The organism is Rhodanobacter sp. UC4437_H4 (assembly GCF_052978425.1).
In genome coordinates this window covers 2,582,755-2,596,698 of record NZ_CM129673.1, presented here as the reverse complement: position 1 = coordinate 2,596,698, position 13,944 = coordinate 2,582,755, and the positions used below count along the sequence as shown (strand labels likewise).

The following is a 13,944-nucleotide window of genomic DNA, read 5'->3' as shown; positions in this document are numbered from 1 at the left end:
ACGCCCGGGCTATACCTCGGGTTTTCCGGGAACGTCCTCCCATGGGTTCACGACCACCTCCGCGTCTCGTGGTGCGCAGGCACGACGACGTCGGCCATCGCTGGCGCCGCCTGGGGTGGGGTTTGGCGTGGTTGGCCAGCCTGCTGGCGGTGGGCGCGGCGGTGCATGTGCTGGGCGTGCGCGGCACGCCGGCAGTAGTCGACCACAAGCAGCAGCGTGCGCTGCTGGCCGAGGTCGACGATCTCAAGCAGCAGGTGGCGAACCTGCAGCGCGCTGGCCAGGTCAACGAGGTGGCCACCAGCGCCTTGCGCGGCACTCTCGCGCAGCGCGAGAAGGAGTTGAGTGCGCTGCGTTCGGACCTCGGGTTCTATTCGCGCCTGGTCGCCGGCAACGATCAGCGCCAGGGCCTCAAGCTGCAGGAGGTGAAGCTGCAGCCGATCGCCGGTTCGCGCGGCTGGACGCTGATCCTCAGCCTGACCCAGAACGCCAAGCGCGGCGCCGAGGTCAACGGCCATGCCACGGTCAGCGTGGAGGGCATGCGCAAGGACAAGGTCGTGACGCTGGACTGGCCGGCGCTGGGCGACGGCGCGCAGAAGGACGGCCTGCCGTTCCGCTTCACCTATTTCCAGCAGTTGCAGGGCACGATCGTGCTGCCCGCGGATTTCCGGCCGACACGGCTGCGCATCCGCGTCGATCCGGCCAGCGGCGAGACCTTCAGCCGCACCGTGGCGTGGAGCGCCGCCTTGTCCGGCAACATCACCACCGCCGAGGGAGACCGAGATGCTCAACCGTAGACGCAGCGACCGCAACCGCGGCAGTTCCGAAACCAGCCTGATCGCCCGCGGCACGGTGATCCGCGGCGACTTGCGCTTCAGCGGCGCCTTGCACCTGGACGGACGCATCGAAGGCACCGTGCTGGCCGAGGGCGACGATGCCATGTTCACTCTGAGCGAGCATGGCGAGGTGGAGGGCGAGGTGCGCGTGCCGCAGGCGGTGATCAACGGGCACATCACCGGCGACGTGTACATCAGCGTGCGGCTGGAGCTGGCGCCGCTGGCGCGCATCGACGGCGACCTGCGCTACCACACGCTGGAAATGGCTGCCGGCGCCCAGGTCAACGGGCACATGGCGCGCCAGGCCGAGCCGGCGCAGCGCGCGCTGGCGGCGCCGGCGACCGACGCCACCGGCAGCGACGAGGAAGCCTTGCCGGCCTGACGCGCTATGCTTGCATCTGTCCGCCTTCATCCCCATTCAGATCACCATGGAAACCATCGTCGCAATCCCCGATTACCGCAGCGGCGGCACTCCGCTGGAGTTCACCGCGGCCGCCGCGCACAAGGTGCATGAGCTGATTGCCGAGGAAGGCAATCCGCAGCTGAAGCTGCGCGTGTATATCTCCGGTGGCGGCTGCTCGGGGTTCCAGTACGGCTTCACCTTCGACGAGGCACAGGCCGAGGACGATCTGGCGGTCGAGCGCGAGGGCGTCACGCTGCTGTGCGATCCGCTGTCGCTGCAGTACCTCACCGGCGCGCAGATCGACTACGCCGAGAACCTCAGCGGCGCGCAGTTCGTGATCAGCAATCCGAACGCGAAGACCACCTGCGGCTGCGGCTCCTCCTTCACCGCCTGACCTCCTCGCCATGGACCAGGCCAGGCTGCCGCGCCCCAACACCTTCGCCGGCCTGAGCCTGGTGCTCGACCGCATGGCCGAGCATCGCGACGAGGCGACGTGGGTGGCCGCGCAGGCACGCGCCGACACGGCTCGCTACCTGCTGCTGGATGCCACCGGCGAGGCCTATCTCCGCCGCGACGACGACGCGCTGCGCTGGCTCACCGCCGCCGAACGCACGCAATGGCTGGCCGACACGCGCGCCAGCTTGCTCGGCATCGCGCACGAGCGGCCGCACTTCCTGCTCGTAGTGAGCGATCGCGAGCAGGGCGACGCGCTGGAAACCGCGCTGGACGCACGCCGCATGAGCCTGCGCAGCGCCGGCCTGTTGCTGCCTGCGGACGAGGCCGGCCTGTTCGCCTATGCCAAGGGGCTGTCGCACTGGCAACGCGAGACGCAGTTCTGCGCGTACTGCGGCGGGCCGTTGCAACTGGTGGCCGCCGGGCATCGGGCGCAATGCCGCAACCCCGATTGCGCGCGACTGCATTTCCCGCGCACCGATGCGGCGGTAATCATGCTGGTGGAGCACGACGGCGCCTGCCTGCTGGGCCGCCAGCCCGGCTGGCCGCCGCACCGCTATTCCACCCTGGCCGGCTTCGTCGAGCCGGGCGAGGCGCTGGAAGATGCCGTGCGCCGCGAGGTGGCCGAGGAATCGGGCGTGATCGTGGACGAGGTGCGCTACCACTCCTCGCAGCCGTGGCCGATGCCGGCGTCACTGATGGTCGGCTTCATCGCCACCGCGGTATCGCGCGAGATCCGCATGCGCGACCTCGAACTGGAGGATGCGCGCTGGTTCACCCCACAGCAGATCGTCGACGGCATCGCCGACGGCAGCTTCCTGCCGTCCACACGCTTGTCGGTGTCCTACCGGCTGCTGGCGCACTGGCTGCACGGGCGCGCCGGACTGGACCTGGACGCGTTGACCGCCGTCGCACCCGTCGCCTGATCCCTTCCGGCGGAACTCCATCGCGGCGCGCGGGTCGTTGCCCGGGTACCCGGCCACGGATGGACCTCTCCCATGCACCCGACTCACCGCTTTCCGGCAGCGATGCGCGCATCGAGCGGGCGCGTCGCCATCCACGTGGCGGTGATCGGCGTGCATCTGGCGGCATGGCTGGTCTGTTTCCATGCCAGCCCGCGCGTCTGGCGGCCCGCCGCACTCTGGCGCCATCCGCCATCGACGCCGCTCACCCTCCGGTTGCTGACGGTGGTAGCCACGGCCGCACCGCCCAGGCGGCCATCGCAGCGTCCTTCGGTACGGCACCCTCCGCCGCCCCGAGGCATCGTCACGTCACCGAAGCCCACACCGCTGCCGGCGACGTCACCGGCGCGCGAGCGCAGCGCGATCACCACCAAAGCCGACGTACCCGGCTACGTCGCCGGCGGCAATCTTCTGCGCGGCGGGATGTCCATGCCGCGCCCGGTCCGCCTGCCCGGCTCCTCGACGCCGATCGTGGAGGGTTTCCGCATGGTCGACCCGCGCATGCAGGGCGTCGGCGGCGCCGTGCGCATGGTGCAGGCGCTGTTCGGCGTGGTCGACCCGCACTGCATGGACGTGGAGGTCTGGCGCGGCATGACGCCGGCCGAGCAGTTGGCCCGGCACATCAGCTCCACCGACGTCGAACGCACCGCCGAGCGCTACCACTGCGGGCCCGGCTGAGCGGCGAGCGCCAGCGGGCTGCACACGCGCTCGTTACAATGCGGCCATTGTCCGGGAGTGCGTCACCATGGCCATCCGTCTGCTCGTTGCCCTGATCGCCCTTGGCCTGCTGCATGTCTCGCCGCAACTGGCCAGCTGGCGCCGCGACGGCCTGTTCCGGCGCTGGGTGGCGCAGTTGTCCGACACCAGTGGCGCCGGCCGCGTGGTGCTGGCGCTGGCCCCGCCGCTGCTGCTGTGCGCGCTGCTGGTGTGGCTGTTCGAGCACACCGTACTGGGCGAATTGCTGCCGCTGCTGTTCGCCGTGGTGGTGCTGATCTACTGCTTCGGTCCACGCGAGTTCGAGCGCGACCTGGAGGCGATCCTCGCCGCGCCCGACAACGTCAGCCGCGAGGCGGCGGCGCAGCGGCTGTCCGACGACGGGCGCCCGGTGCGCTGGCACGCCCCGGCGCTGGGCGAGGCGATCGTCTACGCGGCGTTGCGCCGACGCTTCGCGGTGCTGCTGTGGTTTTTCCTGCTCGGCCCGGTTGGGGCGCTGCTGTACCGACTGGCGCAGACGCTGGGGCGCGACGACTCGCTGGCGCTCGACGGCGACAGCCAGCATGCCGCCCGCTACCTGGCCAACGCGCTGGACTGGTTGCCGGCCCAGGTGCTGACCTTCACCCTGGCCGTGGTTGGCCACTGGGATGCGGTGATCGAGGCGTGGCGGCGCTGGCACATCCAGGCCACGCCGACCAACTGGTATCAGCGCGGCCCCGGCTTTCTCGGCGCCGCGGCGCAAGCCGACGTGCGCATCGACATCGAGGCCGGCGACGGCTATGCCGAGGAGCACAGCGATCCGCTGGACGAGCTGCGACGCCTGCGCGGCGCCTTGCTGCGCGCCTTGCTGGCCTGGCTCAGCGTGATCGCCTTGCTGGTGATCGGCAGCTGGGTGAGCTGAAGCCGGCGGGCGGGGCCGGCTTGGACCAGCTACGCCAAGGCAGGGCGGGCACTGCCCGCCGCTTGCCCCGCCGCGCTCAGGCAAGCTCCCCGCGCAATTCGCGAACCCTGGCTTCCAGCGATGCGGCGCTGGCCGCCTGCGGCGGCACCGGCGTATCCACGACCAGTTCCACCCGCGCCCGGAAGCGCCGCGGCAGGCGCAGGCGGCCGAGCCGGGTGTCGCGCCGGCTCCACACGCTACCCCACAACCCCCGCAGCGCCAGCGGCACTACCGGCACCGGGCGCCGGGCCAGGATCTTCTCCAGCCCTGGCCGGAATGGCGCGATCTCGCCGTCGCCGGTCAGGCCGCCCTCGGGGAAGATGCATACCAGCTCGCCGTCGGCCAGCGCCGCGTCGATCGCGTCATATGCCTGCTGCAGCACGACCGGATCTTCCTTTTGCCCGGCAATCGGAATCGCCTTGGCCGTGCGGAACACGAAACGCAGCAGCGGGGTGTGGAAGATCCGGTAATACATCACGAAGCGCGCCGGCCGCCGCAGGTTGGCCATCAGCAGCAGCGGGTCCATGAAGCTGACGTGGTTGCACACCAGCAGCGCCGGACCTTCCTCGGGCAGATGCTGCATGCCGTCGACGCGCACCCGGTACAGCGTGTTCACCAGCACCCAGGTGATGAAGCGCATCAGGAACTCAGGCACCAGGGTGAAGATGTACACCGCCACCAGCACGTTGAACAGGGCGGCCAGCAGGAAGATGGTGGCCGCGTCCATGCCCAGCCGGCCCAGCACCAGCCCGAACACCGCGGCCAGCACGATCAGCAAGGCATTGATGATGTTGTTGCCGGCGATTACCCGCGACAGCCGCTCGCGCGGCGTGCGCGACTGCACGAAGGCAAACAGCGGCACCACGTAAAAGCCGGCGAACACGCCGATCGCGGTGAGGTCGAGCACGATGCGCCAGCTGCCGGCGCCGTGCAGGAACGCCAGCCAGTCCAGTCCGCGCGTGGCCGCAAGCCCGTGCCGGGCCAGGTACAGGTCGATGCCGAACACGGTGAGGCCGAACGCGCCCAGCGGCACCAGGCCGATCTCCACCCGCTTGCCGGACAGCTTCTCGCACAGCAGCGCGCCGACGCCGGTGCCGATCGAGAACAGGGTCAGCACCAGCGTGTTGACCGAGCCGTCGCCGCCCAGCGTCTCGCGCGTGTAGATCGGCAACTGCGCGATCAGCACGGTGCCGAAGAACCAGAACCACGAGATGCCCAGCACCGCGTTGAACACCGCGCGATCGGCGCGGGTGATGCCCAGCACGCGGGCGGTCTCGCTGAACGGGTTCCAGTTGAACTTCAGGTCGGGCGCGGTCGCCGGCGCGGCCGGAATGCGCCGGCTGGCCAGATAGCCGGCCACCGCCACCGCGATGGTCGCGCCGGAGGCCAGCATGGGCCCCACGCCGGCCACCAGCATCAGCGAGTTGCCGGCGATCATGCCCACCAGCATCGCCATCTGCGTGCCCATCTCGACCAGGCCGTTGCCGCCGACCAGTTCCTCGTTCTTCAGTGCCTGCGGCAGGATCGCGTACTTGATCGGCCCGAACATGGTCGAGTGCATGCCCATCATGAACAGCACCACCAGCAGCAGCGAAGTGTGGTGGGTGTAGAAGCCGTACGCGGCCAGCGTCATCGCCGCGATCTCGAACAGCTTCACGTAGCGGATGATGCGGCTCTTCTCGTACTTCTCCGCCAGCTGGCCGGCGGTGGCGGAAAACAGGAAGAACGGGATGATGAACAGTGCCGGCGCCAGGTTGGTGTAGAGCCCCACGGTGCGGTCGTCCAGCCCCATCTGGAACGCCACCAGCATCACCAGCGCATTGCGGAACGCATTGTCGTTGAAGGCGCCCAGCGCCTGGGTCCAGAAGAACGGCGCGAAACGCCGCTTGCCGAGCAATCCGAATTGGCTCATGCCTTGTCCTGTGATGGGTCCCCGGCGCCACCACGGCCGGCGGCGACCGGGCGACGGTAGCAGCTGCGGCGCACCGGACGAAAGATCGGCATGGCATGAAACTCCCCGCCATTCGCGCGGTCGCAACCTGGTTGCCGGCGCAGGTTCGGGGTCGACGGCTTGGCACGGCACCGGCGGCGGGCGCAAAATGCTGCGTGGACGACCCGGTTTTCCCGCCGCGGCGATCGTCCCCGAAATCTTGCGCCCCGGTGCAGTCTCCTACCCTACCGACACGGCCACTCCCATGAGCAAGTCCTCTCCCCAGGTTTCCGGCGGCACCTTCGCCGACCGCATCCGGCTGCTGATCCAGCGCGTCGGCAGCGCCACCGAGATCGCCCGCATGTGCGGCTTTTCCGAAGGCGTGGTGCGCAGCTGGCGCGACGGCAATACCGACCCCTCGCGCGCACGCTGCGTCACCCTGGCGCGCACGCTGGGCATCTCGCTGGTATGGCTGGTGGCCGGCGAGGGCGGCATCCAGATCGACCCGACCCCGACCATGCAGGACGACCAGCACAGCAGCCAGGTCGTGCGCACCCAACGCGTCCACGCCAAATCCGGTACGGTCACTCGTCTGCCGTTGTCCGCGCAGATGCAGGGGTTGGACCCGCAGCGCCTGAACACGGCGATGCAGATGCTGCAATCCGAACTGGAACTGGCCGGCAGCCCGCTGGGCCTGGCCGAGAACACCGACCTGCTCACCGAGCTGTACGAGATCCTCGGCCCGGGCGGCGTCAACGTGGACGCCGGCGCGATGATGGCGTTCAACCGCCACCTTGCCCAGCGCCTGCGCAAGGATCGCCTGGCCTCCACCACGGCCTGAGATCCGGGCGCACTCCCGCGGGGTGGGCGTTCGCCCGTTCCGCGGTTCGGCGTCAGAGCAGGGCGATGTCAGCCACGGTGCTGAACTGGCTCTTCAACTGATTGAGCAGCGCCAGGCGGTTGGCCCGCACGGCGGGGTCTTCGGCGTTCACCAGCACGTTGTCGAAGAACGCATCCACCGGCACCTGCAGTTGTGCCAGGCGGGCCAGCACGGCAGCGTAATCGCCGGCGGCCTCGGCCGCGGCGCTGTCCTGCCGCGCGGCGGCCAGCGCATCGGCCAGGTCGCGCTCCGCCTCCGCCTCGAAACAGGCCGGGTCGACCGTCCGCCCGATCGGCGGCGCACCGGCCTCCTCGGCCTGCTTGCGCAGGATGTTGGCGACGCGCTTGTTGGCTGCCGCCAGGCTCACCGCCTCGGGCCGGCGGCCGAACTCGACCACCGCGCGCAGGCGCCGGTCGAAGTCGGCCAGGCTGGCCGGCTGCACCGCCAGCACGGCTTCGAAGGCCCCGTGTTCGAAGCCCTGTTCGGCGTAGTAGCCGCGCAGGCGCTCATGCACGAAGTCGAGCAGCTCCTCCAGCAGGATCGCACGCCGCGCGCCCGCCTGCAGGGCCGGCGGCTTGCCGTCCTTGCCGGGCTTGAGGCCGGCCGCCAGCGCGGCATCGGGCAACTGCTCCAGCGCCTCGATGAAACTCGCGCGCAGGTCCAGTTCCAGGCCGCCCTCGATCAGGGTGCGCGCCAGGCCCAGCGCCGCGCGGCGCAGCGCGAACGGGTCCTTGTTGCCACCGGGTTTCATGCCGATGGCGAAGATGCCGGCCAGGGTATCGAGCCGCTCGGCCACCGCCAGCACCTGACCCAGGGGGTCCGCGGCGATGCGGTCGCCACCGAAGCGCGGTTGGTAGTGGCTGTCCAGCGCCTCGGCCACCGCCGGCGGTTCGCCGTCATGGACGGCGTAATAGCGCCCCATCACGCCCTGCAGCTCGGGAAACTCGCCGACCATGCGGGTCAGCAGGTCGCACTTGGCCAGGCTGGCGGCGCGCGTCGCCAGCGCCGCATCGACGCCGACCCGGTTGGCCACCACCCGCGCCAGTTCGGCCACGCGCACGCTCTTGTCCCACTGGCTGCCCAGCGCCTGCTGGTAGGTGACGTTTTTCAGCTGCTCCTGGTAGCTGGCCAGCGGCGTCTTGAGGTCCTCGTCCCAGAAGAACTTGGCGTCGGCGAAACGCGGCCGGATCACCCGTTCGTAGCCGCGGCGGATCTCGGCCGGGTCCTTGCTCTCGATGTTGGCGATGCCGATGAAGTGTTCGGTCAGCTTGCCCTCGGCGTCGAACACCGGCACGAATTTCTGGTTCGCCACCATGGTGGTGACCAGTGCCTCGGCAGGCACTTCCAGGAAGCGGCGCTCGAAGGTGCAGGCGATCGCCACCGGCCATTCGGTGAGGTTGGCCAGCTCGTCCAGCAGCGCGTCATCCAGTTGCGGCGTGCCGCCGGTGCCTTGCGCGGCGAGCTCGATCTGCTGGTGGATGCGCTGACGCCGCTCGCGCGGATCGGCCAGCACCTTTGCGGCGCGCATCGCGTCGAGCCAGCCATCGGCGTCGGCCACGTGCACCGGTTGCGGATGCATGAAACGGTGGCCGCGCGACTTGCGCCCGCTGGCCAGGCCCAGCACTTGGCCGTCGACGATGTCGGCGCCGTGCAGGATCACCAGCCAGTGCACCGGGCGCACGAAACTGTAGTCGTGGTCGGCCCAGCGCATCGGGCGCGGGATCGGCAGCGCCTTGAGCGCCTCGTCGATGATCTCCGGCAGCAGGGCCGCCAGCGACTGGCCCGGCCTGACCGCACGCCAGACAAACCACGCGCCCTTGTCGGTTTCGAGCTTCTCCAGCTGGCCGACGTCGACGCCGCATGAGTGCGCGAAACCGAGCAGGGCCTTCGACGGCCGCCCTTCGGCGTCGAGCGCGGCGGCCACCGCGGGGCCGCGGCGTTCGATGGATTGCGCCGGCTGCGCCGCCGCCACCGCGGGGATGAAGGCCGCCAGCCGGCGCGGCGAGGCGTAGGCCACCGCCTGGTCCAGCCCGGCGCTGACGCCGCGCGCGGCCAGCCCGCCCACGATGCCGTGCAGGAATGCGGCGGACAGCTCGTCCAGTGCGCGCGGCGGCAGTTCCTCGGTGCCCAGTTCGATCAACAGCGACTTGCCGGCGTTCATGCGGCCTGCTCCTGGTGGGCACCAGCGTGCTTGAGGCCGGGAAAGCCCAGCTTCTCGCGTTGCGCCACGTAGGCCTCGGCGACGGCACGCGACAACGCGCGCACGCGCAGGATGTAGCGCTGGCGCTCGGTGACGCTGATCGCGCGGCGCGCATCGAGCAGGTTGAAGGTGTGGCTGGCCTTCATCACCTGCTCGTAGGCGGGCAGCGGCAGGTTGGCCGCCACCAGCTTGTTCGCCTCGCCCTCGCAGACGTCGAACCAGCGCAGCAGTTCGGCCACGTTGGCGTGCTCGAAGTTGTAGGTGCTCTGCTCGACTTCGTTCTGGTGGAACACATCGCCGTAGGTGACGGTGCCGCGCGGGCCGTCAGTCCAGACCAGGTCAAAAACGCTATCCACGTTTTGCAGGTACATGGCCAGGCGCTCCAGGCCATACGTGATCTCGCCGGTGACCGGCCGGCACTCGATGCCGCCGGCCTGCTGGAAGTAGGTGAACTGGGTGACCTCCATGCCGTTCAACCACACCTCCCAACCCAGTCCCCAGGCACCCAGCGTGGGTGATTCCCAGTTGTCCTCGACGAAGCGCAGATCGTGCACCAGCGGGTCGAGGCCGAGCTCCTTCAGCGAGCCGATGTACAACTCCAGGATGTTCTCCGGGTTCGGTTTCATCACTACCTGGTACTGGTAGTAGTGCTGCAGGCGGTTCGGGTTTTCGCCGTAGCGGCCGTCGGTGGGGCGACGCGACGGCTGCACATAAGCGGCCGACCAGGGCTCCGGGCCGAGCGCACGCAGGAAGGTGGCCGGATGGAACGTACCGGCGCCCACTTCGGTGTCCAGCGGCTGCAGCAGTACGCAACCCTGCGCCGCCCAGTAGCGGTTGAGGGTCTGGATCACATCCTGGAAGGTGCGCGCGGACATGGCTTTCCGTGACCTGGGTTAAAGCGCGTTAGTATAGCCGCAGCTCGCTTTGCGGCTGGAATTTCCGGCTGGCGGAGCCTCGCACAGGACACTTGCCGGATGGCTGCATCGCCACAAATTGCCTCGCTGCTCGGCCGTCGTGGCCGACTCGAACTGGACGAGGTGCTGGCCGCGCTGGTGGTCGACGGTTACGCGCTCGCCGAGGATGCGAAGAACGTGCGCATGGGCGCGCGCGCCGGCCGCAGCACGGTGGAGCTGCACCCGCTGGTGGTGATCGCCAACGCCAAGTTGATCAACCAGCGCGAGCCCGGTCGGCCGTTGAGCCTGGAGACGCTGGCCGAGTGGCTGGCCGGCCATGCCGGCTTGCCGTACCTCAAGATCGATCCGATGAAGATCAACGCAGCCACGGTCACCCAGGTGGTGAGCCTGGCCTACGCGAAACGGCACCGCATCCTGCCGATCGCGGCGACCGTGGGCGAGGTGACGTTCGCCACCAGCGAACCGTTCGACGACGCCTGGGCGCCCGACCTGGCCCACATGCTGCGGCGGGACATCAAGCGCGTCGTGGCCAGCCCGATCGACATCAACCGCTACCAGCAGGAGTTCTACGGCGTCCAGCGCTCGATCCAGCTGGCGCAGGACGCCAAGACCGGCAGCGACAGCTCCTCGGCGATCCTCAACTTCGAGCAGTTGGTGGAGCTGGGCAAGAGCGGCGAGGTCGGCGCCGACGATCGCCATGTGGTGCACATCGTCGACTGGCTGCTGCAGTACGCCTTCGAGCAGCGCGCCTCGGACATCCATCTGGAACCACGACGCGAGACCGGCTACATCCGCTTCCGCATCGACGGCGTCATGCAGAAAGTGTTCGAGTTGCCGGCGCCGGTGATGACCGCAGTGACCGCACGCATCAAGATCCTCGCCCGCATGGACGTGGCCGAGAAGCGCCGGCCGCAGGACGGCCGCATCAAGACGCGCTCTGCCTCCGGGCGCGAGGTGGAGTTGCGCATCTCGAACATGCCCACCGCCTTCGGCGAGAAGGTGGTGATGCGCATCTTCGATCCGGATCTGGTGGTGAAGGATTTCGCCCAGCTGGGTTTCTCGCCGAGCGAGGCGGAGAACTGGCGCAACATGGTCGAGCGCCCGCACGGCATCGTGCTGGTCACCGGCCCCACCGGCTCGGGCAAGACCACCACGCTGTATTCCACACTCAAGCACCTGGCCACGCCAGAACTCAACGTGTGCACCGTGGAGGATCCGATCGAGATGGTCTCGCCGGAGTTCAACCAGATGCAGGTGCACGCGGCGATCGACCTCGATTTCGCCGCCGGTGTGCGCACGCTGCTGCGGCAGGACCCGGACATCATCATGGTCGGCGAGATCCGCGACCTGGAAACCGCGCAGATGGCGGTGCAGGCCTCGCTCACCGGACACCTGGTGCTGTCCACGCTGCACACCAACGACGCGCCCAGCGCGGTCACCCGCCTGCTCGATCTCGGCGTGCCGCACTACCTGATCCAGTCCACCCTCACCGGCGTGGTGGCGCAACGCCTGGTGCGCACGCTGTGCCCGCATTGCAAGCAGGCCACCACCCAGGACCCGCTGGCGTGGAACGTGCTGACCCGCGGCTGGGCGATGCCGGTGCCGGCGCAGGTGTACCGGGCGGTCGGCTGCCTGGAATGCCGCAACACCGGCTTCATGGGCCGCACCGGCATCTACGAGATGATGAAGCTCTCGCCGCATCTGCGCGGCATGATCTCGGCCGAACTCGACCTCAGCGGCTTCGGCCAGGCTGCGTTGGACGAGGGCATGCGCCCGCTGCGCATCTCCGCCGCCGACCAGGTCGCCGCCGGACTGACCACGGTGCAGGAAGTGCTGACCGTGTTGCCACCGATCGACGCCTTGGCCGATGATCCGCACTAGCGCGTCAAACCTCCCCCGAGACACCGCATGAAACCCGTCCTGATCATCCGTACCGGCCGGGCGCCGGACAGCATCCGTGCGCGCCACGGCGATTTTCCGCACTGGTTCCGCCTCGCCGCCGGACTGCGCCCGGAGCGCCTGCGCATCGTCGACGTGGCGGCCGGCGAAACGCTGCCGGCGGCGGGCGAGGTGGCCGGCGCCATCGTCACCGGCTCGGCCGCGATGGTCACCGAGAAACTACCCTGGAGCGAAGCGACCGCCGGCTGGATCCGCGACGCGATGGACGCCGAGGTGCCCTTGTTCGGCGTCTGCTACGGCCACCAGCTGATGACGCACGCGTTGGGTGGACGGGTCGATTACCTGCCCGGCGGGCGTGAGATCGGCACCCAGTCGATCGGGGTCAGCGCAGGGCAGGCGCACGACCCGCTGGGCGCTGGCCTCCCCGCCAGTTTTCGCGCGCACACCACGCACGAGCAGAGCGTGCTGGAGCCGCCCGCGGGGGCGCAGATCCTGGCCAGCTCGGCACGCGACCCGCACCAGTGGCTGCGCTACGGGCCGAATGCGATCAGCGTCCAGTTTCATCCCGAGTTCAACGCCGAGGTGATGCGCGCCTACATCCGGCGCAAGCGCCACGACCTGCATCGCGAAGGTGCCGACGCCGCGCGCATCTTCAGTGACGTGGCCGCCACCCCGATCGCGCGCCGATTGTTGCGCCGCTTCGCCCATCTGCACGGTTGGGCCGGCGACTGAGCCGCCATCAGCCGCGCAAGCGCCTGGCGATCGCCTCGCGCGAGAACAGCGCAAACCCCACGCCGAACACGAAACCGCCGATGTGCGCCCACCACACGTAGGCACCATAGCTGGGCCCGGCATAGCTGAACAGCAATTGCAGCAGCACCCACATGCCGATCAGCAGGAAGGCCGGCACGCGCACGAACTGCAAATACAGGCCGAGCGGCAACACCAGGCCCAGGCGTGCCCGCGGAAACAGCGCCACGTAGGCGCCCACCACCGCCGATACTGCACCGCTGCAGCCGATGATCGGCAGGCGCACGCCGGCCAGCGACAGCGCCCCGATCAGGTTGGCCACCACGCCGCCGATGACGAACAGCACCAGGAAGCGCAACGATCCCAGCGCACGCTCACCGGGCAAGCCGAAGATCACCAGGAACAGCAGGTTGCCCAGCAGATGCAGCCAGGTGACGTGGATGAAGAGCGCCGTGAACAGCCGCAGCAGCGCCGGATCGGTCAGCTGCGGCAGCAATGGCTCGTGCGCATCGAAGATGTTCGCCGGCACCGTACCCCACTGCAGCAGCAGCGCGATGCGCTGCGGCGCCGGGATCATTGCCAATCCGACGAAACAGACCACGCACAGACTGACCAGCAGCACGGTCGTCCAATGCCAGCGCGGCCGGCGGCGCGTTTCCACATGGACAAACAAAAGCCATCCCTCCGCCTCGCCCGCGCGCTGGCGCGTGACCTGGCCATCATAGGCGATCGCTGCCGCATGACCTTGACGCAATGCGGCTCTTGGCCGGTGGCTGTCGCAAGGTCACCCGAGCGCAGGCCACCCCGGAAAGGAAGGCCCGCGGGGGACAAGCTCCCTGGCGGTGACCTGTTGCAGGTTGCGGGCGGCGGTGGCGGCGGCAGAAAAGAAAAACCCCCACCGTTGCCGGTGAGGGTGTTTCGGGATAAAGCCCCTGGCGGTGACCTACTCTTGCATGGCAAAGCCACACTACCATCGGCGCATGCGCGTTTCACTTCTGAGTTCGGGATGGGATCAGGTGGGACCACGCCGCTATGGCCGCCAGGGAAGGGGTGGGAGCAGCGCGCG

At 69.2% G+C, this 13,944-nt stretch carries 13 protein-coding genes and 1 rRNA gene; 9 read left to right on the top strand and 5 right to left on the bottom strand.

What is annotated here, in order from left to right; all coding sequences use genetic code 11:
- Positions 1-41: 41 nt before the first annotated feature.
- The 6 genes from ACVCL3_RS11825 to ampE all read left to right on the top strand — a co-directional run bounded on the left by ACVCL3_RS11825 (position 42) and on the right by ampE (position 4,266).
- Entirely contained in the window at positions 42-794 is a 753-nt protein-coding gene (locus ACVCL3_RS11825) for a DUF6776 family protein (RefSeq protein WP_395120635.1), read from the top strand.
- Complete coding sequence (locus ACVCL3_RS11820) at positions 781-1,215, top strand: bactofilin family protein (protein ID WP_395120636.1); 435 nt, start codon at positions 781-783, stop codon at positions 1,213-1,215. The genes ACVCL3_RS11825 and ACVCL3_RS11820 overlap by 14 nt, the downstream gene beginning before the upstream one ends.
- A gap of 46 nt (positions 1,216-1,261) precedes the next feature.
- Entirely contained in the window at positions 1,262-1,630 is a 369-nt protein-coding gene (gene erpA / locus ACVCL3_RS11815; RefSeq protein ID WP_447097782.1) for an iron-sulfur cluster insertion protein ErpA, read from the top strand.
- Between the two features lie 10 nt (positions 1,631-1,640).
- Positions 1,641-2,615 (top strand): NAD(+) diphosphatase, encoded by a 975-nt coding sequence (gene nudC, locus ACVCL3_RS11810; protein WP_447097781.1) that lies wholly within the window; start codon positions 1,641-1,643, stop codon positions 2,613-2,615.
- A gap of 72 nt (positions 2,616-2,687) precedes the next feature.
- Complete coding sequence (locus ACVCL3_RS11805; RefSeq protein WP_447097780.1) at positions 2,688-3,329, top strand: hypothetical protein; 642 nt, start codon at positions 2,688-2,690, stop codon at positions 3,327-3,329.
- Between the two features lie 67 nt (positions 3,330-3,396).
- Positions 3,397-4,266: a regulatory signaling modulator protein AmpE gene (gene ampE / locus ACVCL3_RS11800; protein WP_447101385.1), complete on the top strand. Its 870-nt coding sequence runs from the start codon at positions 3,397-3,399 to the stop codon at positions 4,264-4,266.
- Positions 4,267-4,342: 76 nt separating this feature from the next.
- Here the strand turns inward: ampE and ACVCL3_RS11795 are convergent, their stop codons facing one another.
- Complete coding sequence (locus ACVCL3_RS11795) at positions 4,343-6,217, bottom strand: MFS transporter (protein WP_447101384.1); 1,875 nt, start codon at positions 6,215-6,217, stop codon at positions 4,343-4,345.
- 283 nt (positions 6,218-6,500) lie between these two features.
- Between ACVCL3_RS11795 and ACVCL3_RS11790 the strand changes: the two genes are divergently transcribed.
- The gene (locus tag ACVCL3_RS11790; protein ID WP_395120642.1) at positions 6,501-7,076 is read left to right on the top strand and encodes a helix-turn-helix domain-containing protein; all 576 of its coding nucleotides are present in this window, start codon (positions 6,501-6,503) and stop codon (positions 7,074-7,076) included.
- A gap of 52 nt (positions 7,077-7,128) precedes the next feature.
- On the opposite strand, the gene glyS is transcribed toward ACVCL3_RS11790, so the two are convergent.
- Together glyS and glyQ are read right to left on the bottom strand one after the other, a co-directional pair.
- Entirely contained in the window at positions 7,129-9,276 is a 2,148-nt protein-coding gene (gene glyS, locus ACVCL3_RS11785) for a glycine--tRNA ligase subunit beta (protein WP_447101383.1), read from the bottom strand.
- A complete protein-coding gene (gene glyQ / locus ACVCL3_RS11780) occupies positions 9,273-10,190 on the bottom strand; it encodes a glycine--tRNA ligase subunit alpha (RefSeq protein WP_447097776.1) in 918 nt (305 codons plus the stop codon). Before glyQ ends, glyS begins: the two co-directional genes overlap by 4 nt.
- 99 nt (positions 10,191-10,289) lie before the next feature.
- On the opposite strand from glyQ, the gene ACVCL3_RS11775 reads away from it, so the two are divergent.
- Both ACVCL3_RS11775 and ACVCL3_RS11770 read left to right on the top strand, forming a co-directional pair.
- Positions 10,290-12,110 (top strand): GspE/PulE family protein, encoded by a 1,821-nt coding sequence (locus ACVCL3_RS11775; RefSeq protein WP_395120645.1) that lies wholly within the window; start codon positions 10,290-10,292, stop codon positions 12,108-12,110.
- Between the two features lie 27 nt (positions 12,111-12,137).
- Positions 12,138-12,860, top strand: a complete 723-nt coding sequence (locus ACVCL3_RS11770; protein ID WP_395120646.1) for a glutamine amidotransferase — start codon at positions 12,138-12,140, stop codon at positions 12,858-12,860.
- 7 nt (positions 12,861-12,867) lie between these two features.
- Here the strand turns inward: ACVCL3_RS11770 and ACVCL3_RS11765 are convergent, their stop codons facing one another.
- Both ACVCL3_RS11765 and rrf read right to left on the bottom strand, forming a co-directional pair.
- Positions 12,868-13,551 (bottom strand): rhomboid family intramembrane serine protease, encoded by a 684-nt coding sequence (locus ACVCL3_RS11765; RefSeq protein ID WP_447101382.1) that lies wholly within the window; start codon positions 13,549-13,551, stop codon positions 12,868-12,870.
- 257 nt (positions 13,552-13,808) lie between these two features.
- A 5S ribosomal RNA gene (gene rrf / locus ACVCL3_RS11760) occupies positions 13,809-13,922 on the bottom strand.
- Between the last annotated feature and the right edge of the window lie 22 nt (positions 13,923-13,944).